The organism is Enterobacter sp. NFIX59, assembly GCF_900113755.1.
GTDB lineage: Bacteria > Pseudomonadota > Gammaproteobacteria > Enterobacterales > Enterobacteriaceae > Enterobacter > Enterobacter pseudoroggenkampii.
In genome coordinates this window covers 121,881-137,435 of the sequence record NZ_FOQN01000004.1, presented here as the reverse complement: position 1 = coordinate 137,435, position 15,555 = coordinate 121,881, and the positions used below count along the sequence as shown (strand labels likewise).

Below are 15,555 nucleotides of genomic sequence, written 5' to 3'. Positions count from 1 at the left end.
CCCCTCACCCCGGCCCTCTCCCCAAAGGGGAGAGGGTGAAAGGCAGCCAGTGGTTATCATTACGTTCGTCCCCCAAATCCAGCACCGAACAGTCCCCTCTCCCCTTTGGGGAGAGGGTTAGGGTGAGGGGTGTGGGGTGTGTTTTTTTATTTACTGTCAGACTTATATTCGTACTCGTAATACCCGTAATCCTGGTACCCGGTCGCGCGGCGGAAGATGGAGTTCAGGATCACCCCTTTCACCTCAATTCCGTTCTGCTCGAAGCGGCTCAGGCTGGTTTCCACCTCTTTCAGGGTGTTCACCGCGTAACGCGCTACCATCAGCGTGGTGCCCGCATGGCGGCCAACAACGGCCGCGTCGGTCACGGCCAGAATTGGCGGCGTATCGATCAGCACCAGGTCGTAGTTTTTGCTCGCCCACTCCACCAGCTCGGTGAAGCGTTCGCTCATCAGCAGCTCGGACGGGTTAGGCGGCACCTGACCGCGTGGAATCAGGTCAAATTTCGGCACCGTTGTTGGTTTCGCGCTCTGGCTAATGTCGCCTTTGCCGAGCAGGATTTCCGACAGACCGTTAACGTTGTTGGTGCCCAGCAGTTCGTGGGTATAGCCCTTGCGCATATCACAGTCGATCAGCAGCACGCGCTTGTTGGTCTGGCTGACCACCGCCGCCAGGTTGGCGCAGACGAAGGTTTTACCGATTGACGGGCTAACGCCGGTTAACATCAGGACGTTGTTTTTGGCCTGCATCATGGCGAAGTGCAGACTGGTACGCAGGCTACGGATCGCTTCGATAGCGAGGTCGGTCGGGTTACCCACCGCCAGCAGCTGGCTCTGTTTGTAACGCTTAACGCCCTTGATGGTTTTGACGCTGTCACGGGATTTTTGCCACTCAGACAGCGGAATGCTGGCATAGACGTTGATACCGCTCTCTTCCAGCACCTGCGGGCTTTCGATACCGCGGTTGAACAGGGAACGCAACAGCACGCCCACGATGGAGAGCATCAGGCCGAGAATAATGCTGCCGAGAATGATCAGCGCTTTCTTCGGCTTCAGTACGCCAGGCTGGGTAATAGCCGGGTCGACGATGCGCACGTCACCCACGGTACTGGCTTCGGTGATTTTCAGCTCCTGCTGCTTGTTCAGCAGCTGCATGTAAACCTGCTGTCCGGACTCCACGTCGCGGGTCAGACGCACGATCTCCTGCTGCGTTTTCGGCATCGCGGTCACGCGGTCATTGAGCTTCGCTTTCTCTTCTTCCAGCGTACGGCGTTTCTCCAGCAGCGTGCGGTAGGCCGGGTGACGTTTGGTATAAAGCTTGGAAATCTCCGCCTCTTTGAAGGTCAGCTCGTTGAGCTGCGCATCAATGTTAACCATCGAATCGAGGACCGATTTCGCCTCCAGCGGCAGGTCAACGGAGTCTTTATCCTGACGGTAGGCGTTCAGCTTGTTTTCGGCATCATCCAGACGGCCGCGTACTTCCGGGAGCTGTTTCGCGAGGAAGGCCAGGCTTTTCGCCGCTTCCGCCGACTTACGCTCAACGTTCTGCTCAAGATAGTTGCGGGTAATGCTGTTCAGGATGTCGCGGATTTGATCCTTATCTTCACCGGTAAAGGTCATGCTCAGCACGCCGGTGTCCTTACCGTTTTCGGTGACGGTCAGGTTATTCTGCAGATTGTTGATCATCCCCAGCGTGGAGAATTTGGTGACGGTGAATTCACCGCCCTCCTGGGCATTAATCGCGCTGACCATCATGCTGACGCCGTCTTTGGTCAGCATCTGCCCCACTTCACCGCGTGCGCTAAAGCCCGCGTCGCTGGTTAGCTGGTACTGTTTCGGACCAAGCACCGTCAGGGTAAACGTCTGATCGGCAGCCCCTTTCGGCAGCACGAAGTCAGTCACTTTCACCGTGTCGTTGCTTCGCCCCATCAGACGATCCCAGCCGGCACCAAAGACCGGGAAGGTATTTTTGGTGACGGAGATATCGAGCCCGAGGTCGTGAACCGTTTTACCCAGCACCAGACGTGACTGGATGAGCTGAATTTCGGCGTCGGATGCCGGCGGCTTGTTCGCCAGCGCGGAACCGATGTCCTGCACCAGCGAGTTGCCGGTATTCTGCTCGATCTGCACCAGCGCGTCGGCGCTGTAGATAGGGGTGGCGAACAGCGTGTAGACGACGGCCGCCGCGGCAAATACGGCGGTAATGCCAAGCACCCACCACTTTGCCTCTACAACAGTGCCGACCAGGCGCCCAATATCAATCTCATCACTGCCCGAAATCGGGGCGGCAGAAGGTCTTGTTTTTTCTGTCATTGTTATCCCTGCTGAACTTTCAGTGCCTGCGCCCACTGTTGGGCAGACTGGTCAAGTAAGGTGTAAACCGCCTCAAAGGCCTCATGGCTTTTGCGATACGGATCGGGGATTTCACGTTCATTGTCCCAGTGACCAAACAGCATCACCTTGCCGCGCATCTCCGGAGCGATATCGCACAGCGCATGAATATGGCGTTTTTCCATCGTCAGGATCAGGTCATACTCCCGGCACATGCGGCCAGTGACCTGGCGGGCCACGTGGCCGTCGAGAGAGAGGTGATGATCCCGCGCCACGCTCGTAGCGCGCTCATCGGCACCTTTACCGACTAGTGCACCCAGCCCTGCCGAATCAACGGTCAGTTCGGGCTGGTAGTGTTTCAACAACCGTTCAGCCGTGGGGGAACGGCAAATGTTCCCCACGCATACCACCAGAATTTTGTTAAACATCGCGGATTACCAGGTATGAATGTCGCGCGCCGTATCCGTCATGTAGCGAACGCCACTGATGGTTGGCAGCAACTGGTTGATCAGACGGTTCCAGCGGGCAACCGGCGCAGTGGTGACGTACACCACATCGTATGGCTGAAGACGGAACTCCGTCGCCATCACCAGAGAGGTCGCATCGGACATATCCAGCTGGTAGATGTTGGCAATCTTGCCTTTCGCACTGCCCTCACCTTTCAGCGGACGGATCACGAAGATACCGGTCGCGTTAGAAGTCGTCAGATCGATACCTTCAGCATTGCCCAGCGCTTCGGTCAGGGTCATACCGCTGAAGTCCATTTTGAGGGTGCTCTGTTTCTTCACTTCACCCATCACGAAGACTTTCAGATCGTCATTGCGCGGCACGTAGAGAATGTCGCCCGGATAGAGCAGACGGTTCTGGGTCAGATCACCGTTTTGCATCAGCGCCTGCAGCGAAATGCGCTGCTCCTTCCCGTTGTGGGTGAGCACCACGTTGCGCCAGTCGGCGCCGTCGGTTAACCCGCCCGCGGCGTTAATGGCATCCAGTACGGTCAGGGGAACGTTGGTGATGGCCTGCTGGCCGGATTTGTTCACCTGGCCGGAGATATAGGCTTTTTGCGAGCGGAATGCGGCGATATTAACGTCCACCTGCGGATCGGCGATGTACTGCGCTAAGCGGCCGGTAATATCACTACGGATCTCGGCAAGCGTTTTCCCTGCAACATGGACTTTACCAATGTAGGGATAGAACATGGTGCCATCTGACTGCACCCAGTTACCGGTGTCGCTTGAGCTGCGGTACTGGCCCGCTGGCGTGGTCAGTTCCGGGTGGTCCCAGACGGTCACGTTGATCACGTCACCCGGCCCCACGCGGTACTGGTAGGACGCAATTTCCTGGTCCAGCGACATATTCGGCTGGGCAACATTCGGACGTGGACGTAATTGTTCGACCAGACGAGGCGTAAGTGGATAAACATTCACCATTTTGTCGAGATCAAAATCGGCATCCTGTTGCTTGATCACATCCTTACCCATTGTTGACATATTGCTGCCGGGAAAGACCGTGCAACCACTCATCAAGGTCACAGACACCAATAATGGCATCAATTTCATTTTGGATTTCATCATTGATTATTTATCACTTTGGCAGAGTAATTACCCTGTGCAATTTAAATAAGCTCGAGTCGTATTGGGTTTCAGCATGCAGTTAATCAAATAGAAATATAACTGGCATCAGTCCTAAAAAAAGCTTATTCATCCATTGGCTATTGACAGAATAATCGGGGCTGATTCACACGCTTTCAGGCACGCTACCGCCCTTGGCTTTCAGTTACCAATCCACTGACTAAACAATGTGTTATGGATAGACACCCTCTTGAGCAAGGTCTTCTGGAAATATATCAGCCGCTTGAGAAACCAGACGGATAATGAATAACCATCCCTGAAGACCTAACATTAATAGCAACACCGAGATTTAACATTTGATGCTGGGAGAATTGTTGCAGCTAACCTAATAGCAGGCAAGGAGACAACTGTCCTAATATCAGTTTTTAAGATTAATATTAAGAGCAAATTTTTGACCTTTTAGGAATTTCTTTATATTGACAAAAAGAGACTAAAAACCATTATCTGCGATATATCCTAAAATGCTTTCTTTGTAATTAAATATACGTATTTCGCTTATTTACACACTGTTGAGAATGCTCTCTTTTTTACCCCTCGTATTAAGAGAAATCTCAGCCCGGCATTGCAATTTCCCCCAGCTTTATCCATGATCGAAGTGTGACATTCGTCATATAACAGAAGGTATTGCTATTACTATGGAATGGATTGCCGATCCCTCAATCTGGGCCGGGCTGGTTACGCTGGTCGTCATCGAGTTAGTGCTCGGGATTGATAATCTGGTCTTTATCGCCATCCTCGCTGAAAAACTGCCCCCTTCCCAGCGCGACCGCGCGCGCGTGACGGGTCTGCTGCTGGCGATGGTGATGCGGTTACTGCTGCTGGCCTCTATCTCCTGGCTGGTCACGCTCACTCAGCCACTGTTCTCCATTCACGGTCTGAGTTTTAGCGCCCGCGATCTCATCATGCTCTTCGGCGGGTTGTTCCTGCTGTTCAAAGCCACCGTGGAACTCAACGAGCGGCTGGAAGGCAAAGACAGCGAGAACCCAACCCAGCGCCGCGGGGCGAAATTCTGGCCGGTGGTAGCGCAGATCGTGGTGCTGGATGCGGTCTTCTCCCTGGACTCGGTGATTACCGCCGTCGGGATGGTGGACCACCTTGCGGTGATGATGGCCGCGGTGATTATCGCCATCACCCTGATGGTGATGGCCAGCAAGGCGCTCACACGGTTTGTGAACAGTCACCCGACAATCGTCATCCTCTGTCTGAGCTTCCTGCTGATGATTGGCTTTAGCCTGGTGGCCGACGGTTTTGGCTTCCATATTCCGAAAGGCTACCTGTATGCCGCCATCGGGTTCTCCGTCATGATTGAAGCGCTTAACCAGCTGGCGATATTTAACCGCCGCCGCTTCCTGTCCGCGAATCAGACCCTGCGTCAGCGTACGGCCGACACGGTTATGCGCCTGTTAAGCGGTAAGAAAGAGGATGCGGAGCTGGACGCCGAATCCTCCGCCATGCTGGCCGACCACAGCGACGGGCTGATCTTTGATCCGCAGGAACGGCGGATGATCGAGCGGGTGCTCAATCTGAACCAGCGGACGGTCAGCAGCATCATGACCTCACGACATGACATTGAACATATCGACCTGACGGCACCGGAAGAGCACATTCGCGCCCTGCTGGATAAAAACCAGCACACCCGCGTGGTGGTGACCGGCGGTGAAGAGGAAGAGGAGCTGCTGGGCGTGGTGCACGTTATTGACCTGCTCCAGCAGCAGCTGCACGGCGAGCCGCTCAATCTCCGCATCCTGGTACGCCAGCCGCTGGTCTTCCCGGAGGGGCTACCGCTGCTCTCCGCCCTTGAGCAATTCCGTAACGCGCGCACGCACTTTGCCTTTGTGGTGGATGAGTTTGGTTCGGTGGAAGGACTGGTCACGCTCAGCGACGTAATGGAAACCATCGCCGGTAATCTGCCAAACGAGGTGGATGAGATTGATGCCCGCCACGACATTCAGAAAAACGCAGACGGTTCGTGGACGGCTAACGGCCATATGCCGCTGGAAGACCTGGTGCAATATGTGCCGCTGCCGCTGGATGAAAAGCGGGAATATCACACCATTGCCGGTCTGCTGATGGAGTATTTGCAGCGTATCCCACAGCCGGGGGAAGAGGTTCAGGTGGGCGACTATCTGCTGAAAACCCTGCAGATTGAAAACCATCGCGTGCAGAAGGTTCAGCTCATTCCGCTGCGGGATGAGGAAGAACTGGATTTTGAGGTATAAAAAAGCCGGGTGGCGCTTCGCTTACCCGGCCTACGATGTTCGGTTTTTGTAGGCCGGGTAAGGCGGAGCCGCCCCCCGGCGCAACAGGCATCACAGCTTATCCAGCAGCTTTTTCACATCCTTGCCGTCCTGTGAATCTTTATTACGATCCGCCCAGCCGCTAAGCCGACGTTTCGCTTCATCCTGCAGATGCTTACGCAGGATCTGATCCACCTGCAGGCTGTAATTCAGGGCCTGCCATTTACCATATACGGTCAGCGGAACCGGCGTCTCTTTCAGGAAGTCGATGAGCTTGCTCTCACCCTGCCAGCCGGAAAGTACCCGCACGTTAAAGCGCGTGTCCGCCGTCTCTTTCACCAGATCCAGCTTACCGTCACCCGTCATTGATAACAGTGAAGAGGTGCCCTGCATTCCGTCGAGAGAAAGTTGTCCGTTGTCCAGCGTCAGGTCCGCGGTGAAGCTGTCGAGGCGCGTGGCGCTGTCATAGTTATCCTGCGCTTTCACATCGCTGCTGCGCTCAACCGCCTGCTGCACCAGCTGCTGGAAGTTCAGCCCTTCCATACGGGAGTTTTTCAGATCAAGATGCGCCTGCCCCTGCCACTCGCGGCGGAAAGCATCGGCATCAATTTTCGTGCCTGAGAAGTCACCCGCTAGCGTCAACTGCCCCGTCAGGGATATCGGGTAGTTAAACGCTTTCAGGATGGTACCTATCTCAACGTTGTCGAGACGCGGCTGGAAATCGGCGCTGGCAATGTCTTTACGGACATCCAGCGTGCCGGGCAGCGAGAGGTTCCCTGCGCCCATCTTACCGCTCAGTTCGGAGATCACCAGCAAACCGTTATGGTTAAACATCTGGCTGCTCACGTCGGTAAAATCAATACCGCGCCAGCGCAGGCTATTGGCTTTCAGCAGAATATCCGCCGTGAATCCGCGCAGGGCGTTATAGTCAGGTTGATCAAGATTAGACGAGATAACCGGACGCGATACCGGTGCCTGGCTTTGCCCCGTCTGCGTGGCATCGCTGTCGGTGGCGCTGGCTGGCAGCGGCGGCAGCAGGTTTTCCAGATTGAGCTTGTCAAACTGCAGATTCAGCACCCACTTCGGCTTCTCTTCGAGCGTAACGCTCGCCTGCCCCTTCAGGCTACTGTCATTTGCCTGCAGGTTGAGATTATCCAGCTCCAGCTGCTTTTGTTCTTCGCGCCAGACGGCCTGCAGCGTTCCCTGCCCGGCGATCCCCTGGGTGGGAAGATCGGCCCCCGTCAGCTGCCAGTCCAGCTGCTGAATGTCGGCGGTGAGCTGGTGCGGATAGTCTGAGGCATTGACGCTGGCATTCAGCGAGAGGATCAAATCGCGCTGATCGCGATTCACGCGCCCGCTAAACGCCACCGACGCAAGATGGTGCGCATCCTGTTCCATCTGCAGGTTAATGTTGCGAACGGTCACCTGCTCCTGGTGCTCATGCTGGAAAACCAACACGCTATCGGCCACTTTCAGCTTGCCGATATCAAAGGACCAGCCTGTATCAGACGGCTCATCCGGCAGGGTATTTTCGCGCGGTGCAACCGGCGCATTTGCATCGCGCACGGCTTCGGATTGCGGGGTGAGCTGAATCACCGCGCCTTTCAGCATCACCTGTTTAACCTGCAGCTGATGGGAAATGAGCGGGAACAGCGCCACATCAAGGCGCATGTTGTCTGCGGACACCAGCGGCTGGGACGCCCCCGGAGCCGTAAGCGACATGCGGCCAGAGAGAATGCTGAGCTGCGGCCAGACGTGCCAGCGCAGCGGCCCGTCAAGCTTCAGTTGATAACCACTGCGTGCCTCGACCTGCCGCACCATGTAAGCGCGGAAATCGTTGGGGTTAACCAGCAGAACCAACGCCGAAAGGCCGGCCACCAGCACCACCAGCAAAATCATCAGCGTTGTCAGAACTCTTCTCATGGCATCCTCAATGGGCTAACGATCAGTCTTTATCAATACGGCTGGCAACCGCGCCCTGCTGGTCGCGATATTTTGCGTCCTGCCGACGGTTATAAGGACGATCTGCCGGGCCTGACAGCGGTTCAAAGCTCAACGCGCCGATCATCATCCCCGGGCGCAGCGCCAGCGGCAATTTACCGGCGTTGAAGAACTCCAGTACGATACGCCCCGACCAGCCTGGATCGATACGGTGCGCGGTCACGTGGACCATCAGTCCCAGTCGTGCCAGCGAAGAACGGCCATCAAGCCAGCCGACCAGGTCAGGAGGCAGGGTGACGGATTCAAACGTCACCGCCAGGGCCAGTTCACCTGGGTGCAGATAAAAGGCTTCGCCCTCGTCGATAACGATTTCGTCACTCATCACGCGATCGAGCGCGGCGCTGACTTCGTCCTTCGGCCCGCTAAGGTCAATGAACGGTGCGGTATGGCCGCTAAAGGTGCGGAATTTATTACCTAACCGTACATCAACGGTCACGCCATTGATACGCTCAACAGGTGGACGTGGGGTAATAGACAAACGGCCTTCATCCAGCCAGGCTTCTATATCGCGATCACAAAGACGCATGGCACTTTCTCCTTTCATGCATCGTACCCTGAAGCGGTAAGCGCTCAGGGTAAAACCAGGTTATCTCTGAACGGTACACAATTCACGCGGCTTATTCAAAAAACTGGCTGATTTTCGCTTTTAAGATATCAATAGCAATGCGGTTTTTACCCCCGCGCGGCACGATGATATCGGCGTATTGTTTGGATGGCTCAATAAACTGCAGGAACATCGGGCGGACCGTTTTCTGGTATTGCGCCATAACGGAGTCCATCGAACGCCCACGTTCATTCACGTCGCGCTTGATGCGGCGCATCAGGCAGATATCCAGCGGGGTATCAACGAAAATCGAGAAGTTCATGGATTCACGCAGGCGGGCGTCGGTCAGCAGCAGGATGCCTTCAAGGATAATGACCTTTTTCGGCTCGATGCGGATGGTTTCCTGAGTGCGGGTGTGTTCTACGTAGCTGTAAACGGGCAGCTCAATCGCCTGGCCGCTCTTAAGCGCTTCTAAATGCTGGAACAGCAGGCTGTGATCCATCGCATTGGGGTGGTCATAGTTGGTTTTGACGCGTTCTTCCATCGACAGATGGGATTGATCTTTGTAATAGCTGTCTTCGGGAATGACGCCGATATGCTCATCACCTACTTGTTCACGCAGTTCGCGATAAAGCGTACTGGCAATTAGACTTTTACCTGAAGCCGATGCGCCGGCGATGCCTATAATGACGCACTGATGAGACTTATCAGTCATAAATTTAGCGACCTGATTAACCTGGATGTTAAGGAAGGACGACGCCGGAGCGTCAAACGCGGCAATTATAGGGATTTCGCGGGCGTGATACCAGTCGAATGCACAGGTTCTGCGAGACTGGCCGAAAAGTGACGTTTTATTCCCTGAGTGAAATTTAAATGAACGTTTTTTCAGCGTTTAACCGTTTTTTTTAACGGAGTAAGTATTTAATAAGTCTATGGTGTCAAATTCTGAGCGGTCACCATATGAATTGTAAATTGTTTGTACTAGCATAAACCAAATTATCAAATTCACGCGTTCGGACATCTTCCCTGACGGCATGGCGTCTCTGGATAAAGCGGTAATGAATAAACAATACCAGCGGGTTTTGGTTACCACCCCACATCCTCTAATACGACTTGTCTGTCTGGGCCTGGTCACCTTTATCTTTACCTTATTTTCGCTGGAGCTCACCCGCTTCGGTACCCTGCTGGCCCCGCTCTGGTTCCCCACCGCCATTATGATGGTGGCGTTTTACCGCCATGCGGGAAAAATGTGGCCGGGAATCGCCCTGGCCTGTTCGTTCGGCAATGTTCTGGCCTCGTGGATGCTGTTTTCATGGGGGTCGGTCAGCTTCATCTACCCTTCTATCAACGTCATTGAGGCCGCTATCGGCGCGCTGTTTCTGCGCAAATGGCTCCCGTGGTACAACCCGCTGCAGAATCTGAACGACTGGATCCGCGTGGCCATCGGCAGCGCGCTGGTTCCGCCGCTGGTGGGCGGTATTCTGGTGTCTCTGCTGGCACCCGGCCCTGAACCCCTGCGCAATTTCTTCGTCTGGGTGTTGTCAGAAGCCATTGGCGCGCTGGCGCTGGTGCCGCTGGGCCTGCTGTTTAAACCCCATTATCTGCTGCGCCACCGTGACCCGAGATTGCTGCTGGAAACGCTGACCACGCTGGCCGTAACGTTAGCCCTCAGTTGGGCAGCCATCACCTGGCTGCCGTGGCCTTTCACCTGCGTGATTGTTCTGCTGATGTGGAGCGCCGTGCGCCTGCCACGGATGGAAGCGTTTATGGTGTTTCTGGTCACCGTGATGGTTGTGTCGCTGATGATTGCCCGTAACCCTCTGGCGCTGACCACCCAGCACGCCGGGCCGATGCTGAACGCCCCCTGGCTGCCGTTCCTGATGCTGCTCCTGCCCGCTAACGTGATGACCATGGTGATGTACGCCTTCCGCGCCGAGCGCAAACACATCACCGAAAGCGAGGAGCGCTTCCGCAATGCGATGGAGTATTCGGCCATCGGTATGGCGCTGGTCAGCATTGAGGGCAAATGGCTTCAGGCTAACAAGGCGCTGTGCAATTTCCTCGGTTACAGCCAGACGGAGCTCCAGTCGCTGACCTTCCAGCAGCTCACCTGGCCGGAAGATCTGCACACCGACCTGGAACAGCTTGAACAGCTGGTCAATGGCGATATCAATACCTATACCCTCGAGAAGCGCTATTACACCCGCGACGGGGAAGTGGTCTGGGCGCTGCTGGCCGTCTCCGTCGTGCGTCATGCCGACGGCTCGCCGCTCTATTTTATCGCCCAGATTGAAGACATTAACGACCTGAAGCAGACCGAATGGGTCAATAAGCGCCTGATGGAGCGCATTACGCTTGCTAACGAAGCGGGCGGCATCGGCATCTGGGAGTGGGATCTGGAGCCAGACATTATCAGCTGGGACAAGCGGATGTTTGAGCTGTATGAAATCCCGCCGCACATCAAGCCCACCTGGCAGCTCTGGCATGACACGATGCTGCCGGAAGATCGCGCCCACGCAGAGAAGGTGCTGCGGGACTCTCTGATTTCCCGTCTGCCGTTTAAGCTGGAATTTCGCATTCGCGTGAAGGAAGGCGTGCGCCATATTCGCTCCCTGGCGAACCGGGTGCTTAATAAGCAGGGTGAGGTCGAACGGCTGCTCGGCATCAACATGGACATGACCGAGGTTAAGCAGCTCAACGAAGCCCTCTTCCAGGAAAAAGAGCGTCTGCACATCACCCTCGATTCCATCGGTGAAGCGGTACTGTGTACCGATATCAACATGAACGTCACCTTTATGAACCCGGTGGCAGAGAAAATGAGCGGCTGGCTGCAGACCGAGGCTATCGGCCAGCCGATCCTGAAGGTGTTGCACATCACCTTTGGTGAAAAAGGGCCGCTGATGGAGAATATTCACAGCGGCGATATGTCCCGTTCCGATATCGATCAGGACGTGGTGCTGAACTGCCGTACCGGTGGAAATTTCGATATTCATTACAGCATTACGCCGCTCAGCACGCTGGATGGGCAGAATATTGGCTCGGTTATCGTGATTCAGGACGTGACCGAGTCGCGCAAAATGCTGCGCCAGCTCAGCTATAGCGCCTCCCACGATGCCCTGACCCATCTGGCAAACCGGGTCAGCTTCGAAAATCATCTCAAACGCCTCCTGCAGACCGTTCGCGAAACGCGCCAGCGTCATGCCCTGGTCTTTATCGATCTCGATCGCTTCAAAGCCGTCAACGATACGGCAGGCCACGCGGCGGGCGATGCCCTGCTGCGGGAACTCTCTTCCCTGATGTTGACCATGCTCCGCTCCAGCGACGTGCTGGCGCGTCTGGGCGGGGACGAGTTCGGCTTACTGTTACCGGACTGCAATATTGAAAGCGCGCGCTATATTGCCGGTCGCCTGATCCACACGATCAATGACTATCACTTTATGTGGGAAGGCCGCCTGCACCGGATCGGCGCCAGCGCCGGCATCACGCTGATTGATGAAAATAACCATCAGGCGTCGGAGATCATGTCGCAGGCGGATATTGCCTGTTATGCCTCAAAAAACAGCGGGCGCGGCATGGTGACGGTTTACGAACCCCAGCAGGAGCGGGATCACCACACGCGCAGCATGATGTCGCTTGATGAACAGTGGCACATGATTAAAGACAATCACCTGATGATGATTGCCCGCAGCGTCGCCTCCCCGCGCATCCCGGAAAGCAGTAATTTCTGGCTGCTGTCGTTACGCCTGTGGACCAGTCAGGGCGAAGTCCAGGAAGAGCATGCTTTCCGCTCGGGCCTGGCGGAACCTGAGCTTTTGCACGCCCTCGACAGACGTATTTTTAGCGAGTTTTTCCGCACCTATGCCGCCCAGATCGCCAGTAAAGGCATGGGTGTGGCACTGCCGCTTTCTGAGGCCGGTTTAGCCAGCGTGACGCTGGTCGATGAGCTTCTCGACCTGCTGGATAAAAGCCCCATGCCGGGCCGTCTGCTACATCTGGTTATCTCTGCCGATGTGGTGTGCAGCCCGGATAAGAACCTGCAACGGAGTCTGCAAAAGCTTCGCCAGGCGGGCTGCCGCGTGATCTTCAGCCAGGTGGGACGCGACATGAACGTCTTTACCCACCTGACCGCGAATATGGCCGACTATCTGATGCTGGACGCTGAGGTGGTAAGCAACGTGTATGGCAATCTGATGGATGAGATGATGGTGACCATTGTGCAGGGCCACGCCCAGCGTCTGGGAATGAAAACCATCGCGGGCCCCTGCAACCAGCCCATCATGATGGATACTCTCTCCGGCATCGGCATTGATTTTATCTTTGGTGACACCATCGCCGAGCCGCAGCCGCTGGATCTACTGCTCAACACCAGCTATTTCGCCATCAACTGACGGCGACCAGCCGTCGGTGTACCAGATGTGCAGCAGCGCGTAAGAGCGCCACGGCTGCCAGCGCTCGGCATAACGACGAATTTGCGCGGGCGTCATCCCGGCAAAGCGTTGTTTAATCAGGTAATCATCCGGAAGAAATACATCTTTCGCCTGCCAGCCGCGCAGGGCCAGATAATTTGCCGTCCAGCGCCCTATCCCCGGCCGCTGCTGTAGCGCTTTCATCCCCTCTTCTATATTCGCGGGTGGGAATAGCGGAAACGTCCCGTCGAGGACCGACTGCGCCAGATGAATCAGCGACTCCGCACGCTTTACCGGCATACCTAACGCTTTCAGCGCCAGAGGATCCGCTGCCGCCAGCGCCTGCGGCGTGGGGAAGCAGAGATAGCCCGGGCAATCCGCCACGGGTTCGCCGCATAACGCCACCACGCGCGACGCCAGCTTCGCCGCCATCGCCACGCTCACCAGCTGTCCGAGAATCGCCCGGACGCCCTGCTCGTACGCATCCATCGCTCCCGGCAAGCGTAAGCCTGGCCGGGCAGCACCGAGATCGCCCAGCGTATCCGTGATGTGTTGCGGATTGCAGGCAAGATCGAACAGGCGTTCGATGCGTTCAAGGCACGTCTGCGCAACCGGAATTAACCCCGGGCTGAGGGTCACGGTCAGCGTATGGGTGGCGATATCCGGCGTCACGCGGAAGATCCCCTGATTTCCTTCGCAGGCAAAACTGCGCTCGTAGTAGTCGTGTGTGACGGTTTCAATGCCCGTTACCGCACGCGCGCCAAGAAAGCCAAACATCCACTGCCAGTCATAAGGGGGAAGCCAGGTGAGGGTATACATCGTTACTCCTTTTTTAGTGTTATCAGCATAAACGGAAAGACCCTGTATTGCCTTGCTTTCATATTCCTGTTGTCGCCATGCAGACATTTCGTTAAAGTCTCGCCCCTTCTCACCGGCATGGGGATTCATCGTGTTTATTGGATTTGACTACGGTACGGCAAACTGCTCGGTTGCGATTATGCAAAACGGGCAGCCACGGCTCCTGAAAATGGAAAAAGAGAGCACGCTGCTGCCGTCTATGCTCTGCGCACCGACGCGTGAAGCGGTGAGCGAATGGCTGTTTCGTCACCATCAGGTTCCGGCCACGGCGGCGGAGACCCAGGCGCTGCTGCGCCGGGCGGTCAGCTTTAACCGCGAGGAAGACATCGACGTTACGCCGTCCAGCGTGCAGTTCGGTCTCTCTTCGCTCGGGCATTACATTGAAGACCCGGAAGAGGTCTACTTCGTTAAGTCACCAAAATCCTTCCTCGGTGCCAGCGGCCTGAAGCCGCAGCAGGTCGCGCTGTTCGAAGACCTGGTGTGCGCGATGATGCTGCATATTCGTCATCAGGCGCAGACGCAGGTCTCCGATGCGATTACCCAGGCGGTGATTGGCCGTCCGATCAACTTCCAGGGGCTGGGCGGCGACGAGGCCAACCAGCAGGCGCAGGGGATCCTTGAGCGTGCGGCGCACCGCGCGGGCTTCCGCGACGTGGTGTTCCAGTATGAGCCGGTTGCCGCGGGGCTGGACTTTGAAGCCACACTGACTGAAGAAAAACGCGTATTAGTCGTGGACATTGGCGGGGGCACGACGGACTGCTCGCTGCTGCTGATGGGCCCGCAGTGGCATAACCGTCGCGATCGTGAAAACAGCCTGCTCGGGCACAGCGGCTGCCGCGTAGGCGGTAACGATCTTGATATCGCGCTGGCATTCAAGAGCCTGATGCCGCTGCTCGGCATGGGTGGTCAGACGGAAAAAGGCATCGCTCTGCCGATCCTGCCGTGGTGGAACGCGATTGCCATCAACGACGTGCCTGCGCAAAGTGATTTTTACAGCACCGCCAACGGCCGCTTCCTGAACGATCTGGTGCGTGATGCGCAGGACTGTGAAAAAGTCGCCCTGCTCTATAAAGTGTGGCGCCAGCGTCTGAGCTACCGCGTGGTGCGTACCGCGGAAGAGAGCAAAATCGCCCTGTCCGACCGCGCTGAGCATGCGGTCTCCCTGCCGTTTATCAGCGACGAACTGGCCACCGCCATTTCGCAGGACGGGCTGGAGGCAGCGCTCGCGCAGCCGCTGCAGCGCATTCTGGAACAGGTGCAGCTGGCGCTGGAGAACGGCAAAGAGAAGCCGGACGTTATCTACCTGACCGGGGGTAGCGCCCGTTCGCCGCTGATTAAAAAAGCGCTGGCGGAACAGCTGCCGGGTATTCCGATTGCGGGTGGAGATGACTTTGGCTCCGTTACCGCAGGGCTGGCACGCTGGGCGCAGGTGATGTTTAGCTAGCGTTGTTGCGGTGCGGTCTGGTGCCCTCACCCCGGCCCTCTCCCACAGGGAGAGGGAGAAAACACCCAAAACGGCAACGGATGTTGCCGTTTTGCGTTTACCTCCAT

The 15,555-nt window shown here is 56.3% G+C and carries 10 protein-coding genes; 3 read left to right on the top strand and 7 right to left on the bottom strand.

What is annotated here, in order from left to right; all coding sequences use genetic code 11:
• Nucleotides 1-146 precede the first annotated feature (146 nt).
• The 3 genes from wzc to BM007_RS15060 are packed head-to-tail and all read right to left on the bottom strand — an operon-like array spanning nt 147 to nt 3,901.
• Nucleotides 147-2,309 carry a tyrosine-protein kinase Wzc gene (wzc, locus tag BM007_RS15070; protein WP_024908108.1) on the bottom strand — a complete coding sequence of 721 codons (2,163 nt, stop codon included), beginning with the start codon at nt 2,307-2,309 and terminating at the stop codon, nt 147-149.
• Between the two features lie 2 nt (nt 2,310-2,311).
• A complete protein-coding gene (wzb, locus tag BM007_RS15065; RefSeq protein ID WP_023312405.1) occupies nt 2,312-2,755 on the bottom strand; it encodes a low molecular weight protein-tyrosine-phosphatase Wzb in 444 nt (147 codons plus the stop codon).
• Between the two features lie 6 nt (nt 2,756-2,761).
• Nucleotides 2,762-3,901 carry a polysaccharide export protein gene (locus tag BM007_RS15060; protein ID WP_014170829.1) on the bottom strand — a complete coding sequence of 380 codons (1,140 nt, stop codon included), beginning with the start codon at nt 3,899-3,901 and terminating at the stop codon, nt 2,762-2,764.
• Between the two features lie 692 nt (nt 3,902-4,593).
• Between BM007_RS15060 and BM007_RS15055 the strand changes: the two genes are divergently transcribed.
• Nucleotides 4,594-6,177: a TerC family protein gene (locus BM007_RS15055; RefSeq protein ID WP_061714793.1), complete on the top strand. Its 1,584-nt coding sequence runs from the start codon at nt 4,594-4,596 to the stop codon at nt 6,175-6,177.
• A gap of 90 nt (nt 6,178-6,267) precedes the next feature.
• On the opposite strand, the gene asmA is transcribed toward BM007_RS15055, so the two are convergent.
• From asmA to udk, 3 genes are all read right to left on the bottom strand, one after another.
• A complete protein-coding gene (asmA, locus tag BM007_RS15050; RefSeq protein ID WP_090419617.1) occupies nt 6,268-8,118 on the bottom strand; it encodes an outer membrane assembly protein AsmA in 1,851 nt (616 codons plus the stop codon).
• A 22-nt stretch (nt 8,119-8,140) separates the two neighbouring features.
• Complete coding sequence (gene dcd / locus BM007_RS15045; protein WP_023312408.1) at nt 8,141-8,722, bottom strand: dCTP deaminase; 582 nt, start codon at nt 8,720-8,722, stop codon at nt 8,141-8,143.
• A 91-nt stretch (nt 8,723-8,813) separates the two neighbouring features.
• Nucleotides 8,814-9,455 carry a uridine kinase gene (gene udk / locus BM007_RS15040; RefSeq protein WP_008500855.1) on the bottom strand — a complete coding sequence of 214 codons (642 nt, stop codon included), beginning with the start codon at nt 9,453-9,455 and terminating at the stop codon, nt 8,814-8,816.
• A gap of 343 nt (nt 9,456-9,798) precedes the next feature.
• Between udk and BM007_RS15035 the strand changes: the two genes are divergently transcribed.
• On the top strand, nt 9,799-13,128 hold the full coding sequence (locus BM007_RS15035; protein WP_090419614.1) for a diguanylate cyclase: 3,330 nt from the start codon (nt 9,799-9,801) through the stop codon (nt 13,126-13,128).
• Here BM007_RS15035 and alkA read toward each other — a convergent pair.
• Nucleotides 13,093-13,965, bottom strand: coding sequence for a DNA-3-methyladenine glycosylase 2 (gene alkA / locus BM007_RS15030; RefSeq protein WP_090419612.1), 873 nt, complete (start codon nt 13,963-13,965; stop codon nt 13,093-13,095). The two genes, BM007_RS15035 and alkA, sit on opposite strands and share 36 nt — an antisense overlap.
• Nucleotides 13,966-14,095: 130 nt before the next feature.
• On the opposite strand from alkA, the gene yegD reads away from it, so the two are divergent.
• Nucleotides 14,096-15,448 carry a molecular chaperone gene (yegD, locus tag BM007_RS15025; protein ID WP_090419609.1) on the top strand — a complete coding sequence of 451 codons (1,353 nt, stop codon included), beginning with the start codon at nt 14,096-14,098 and terminating at the stop codon, nt 15,446-15,448.
• Nucleotides 15,449-15,555 lie beyond the last annotated feature (107 nt).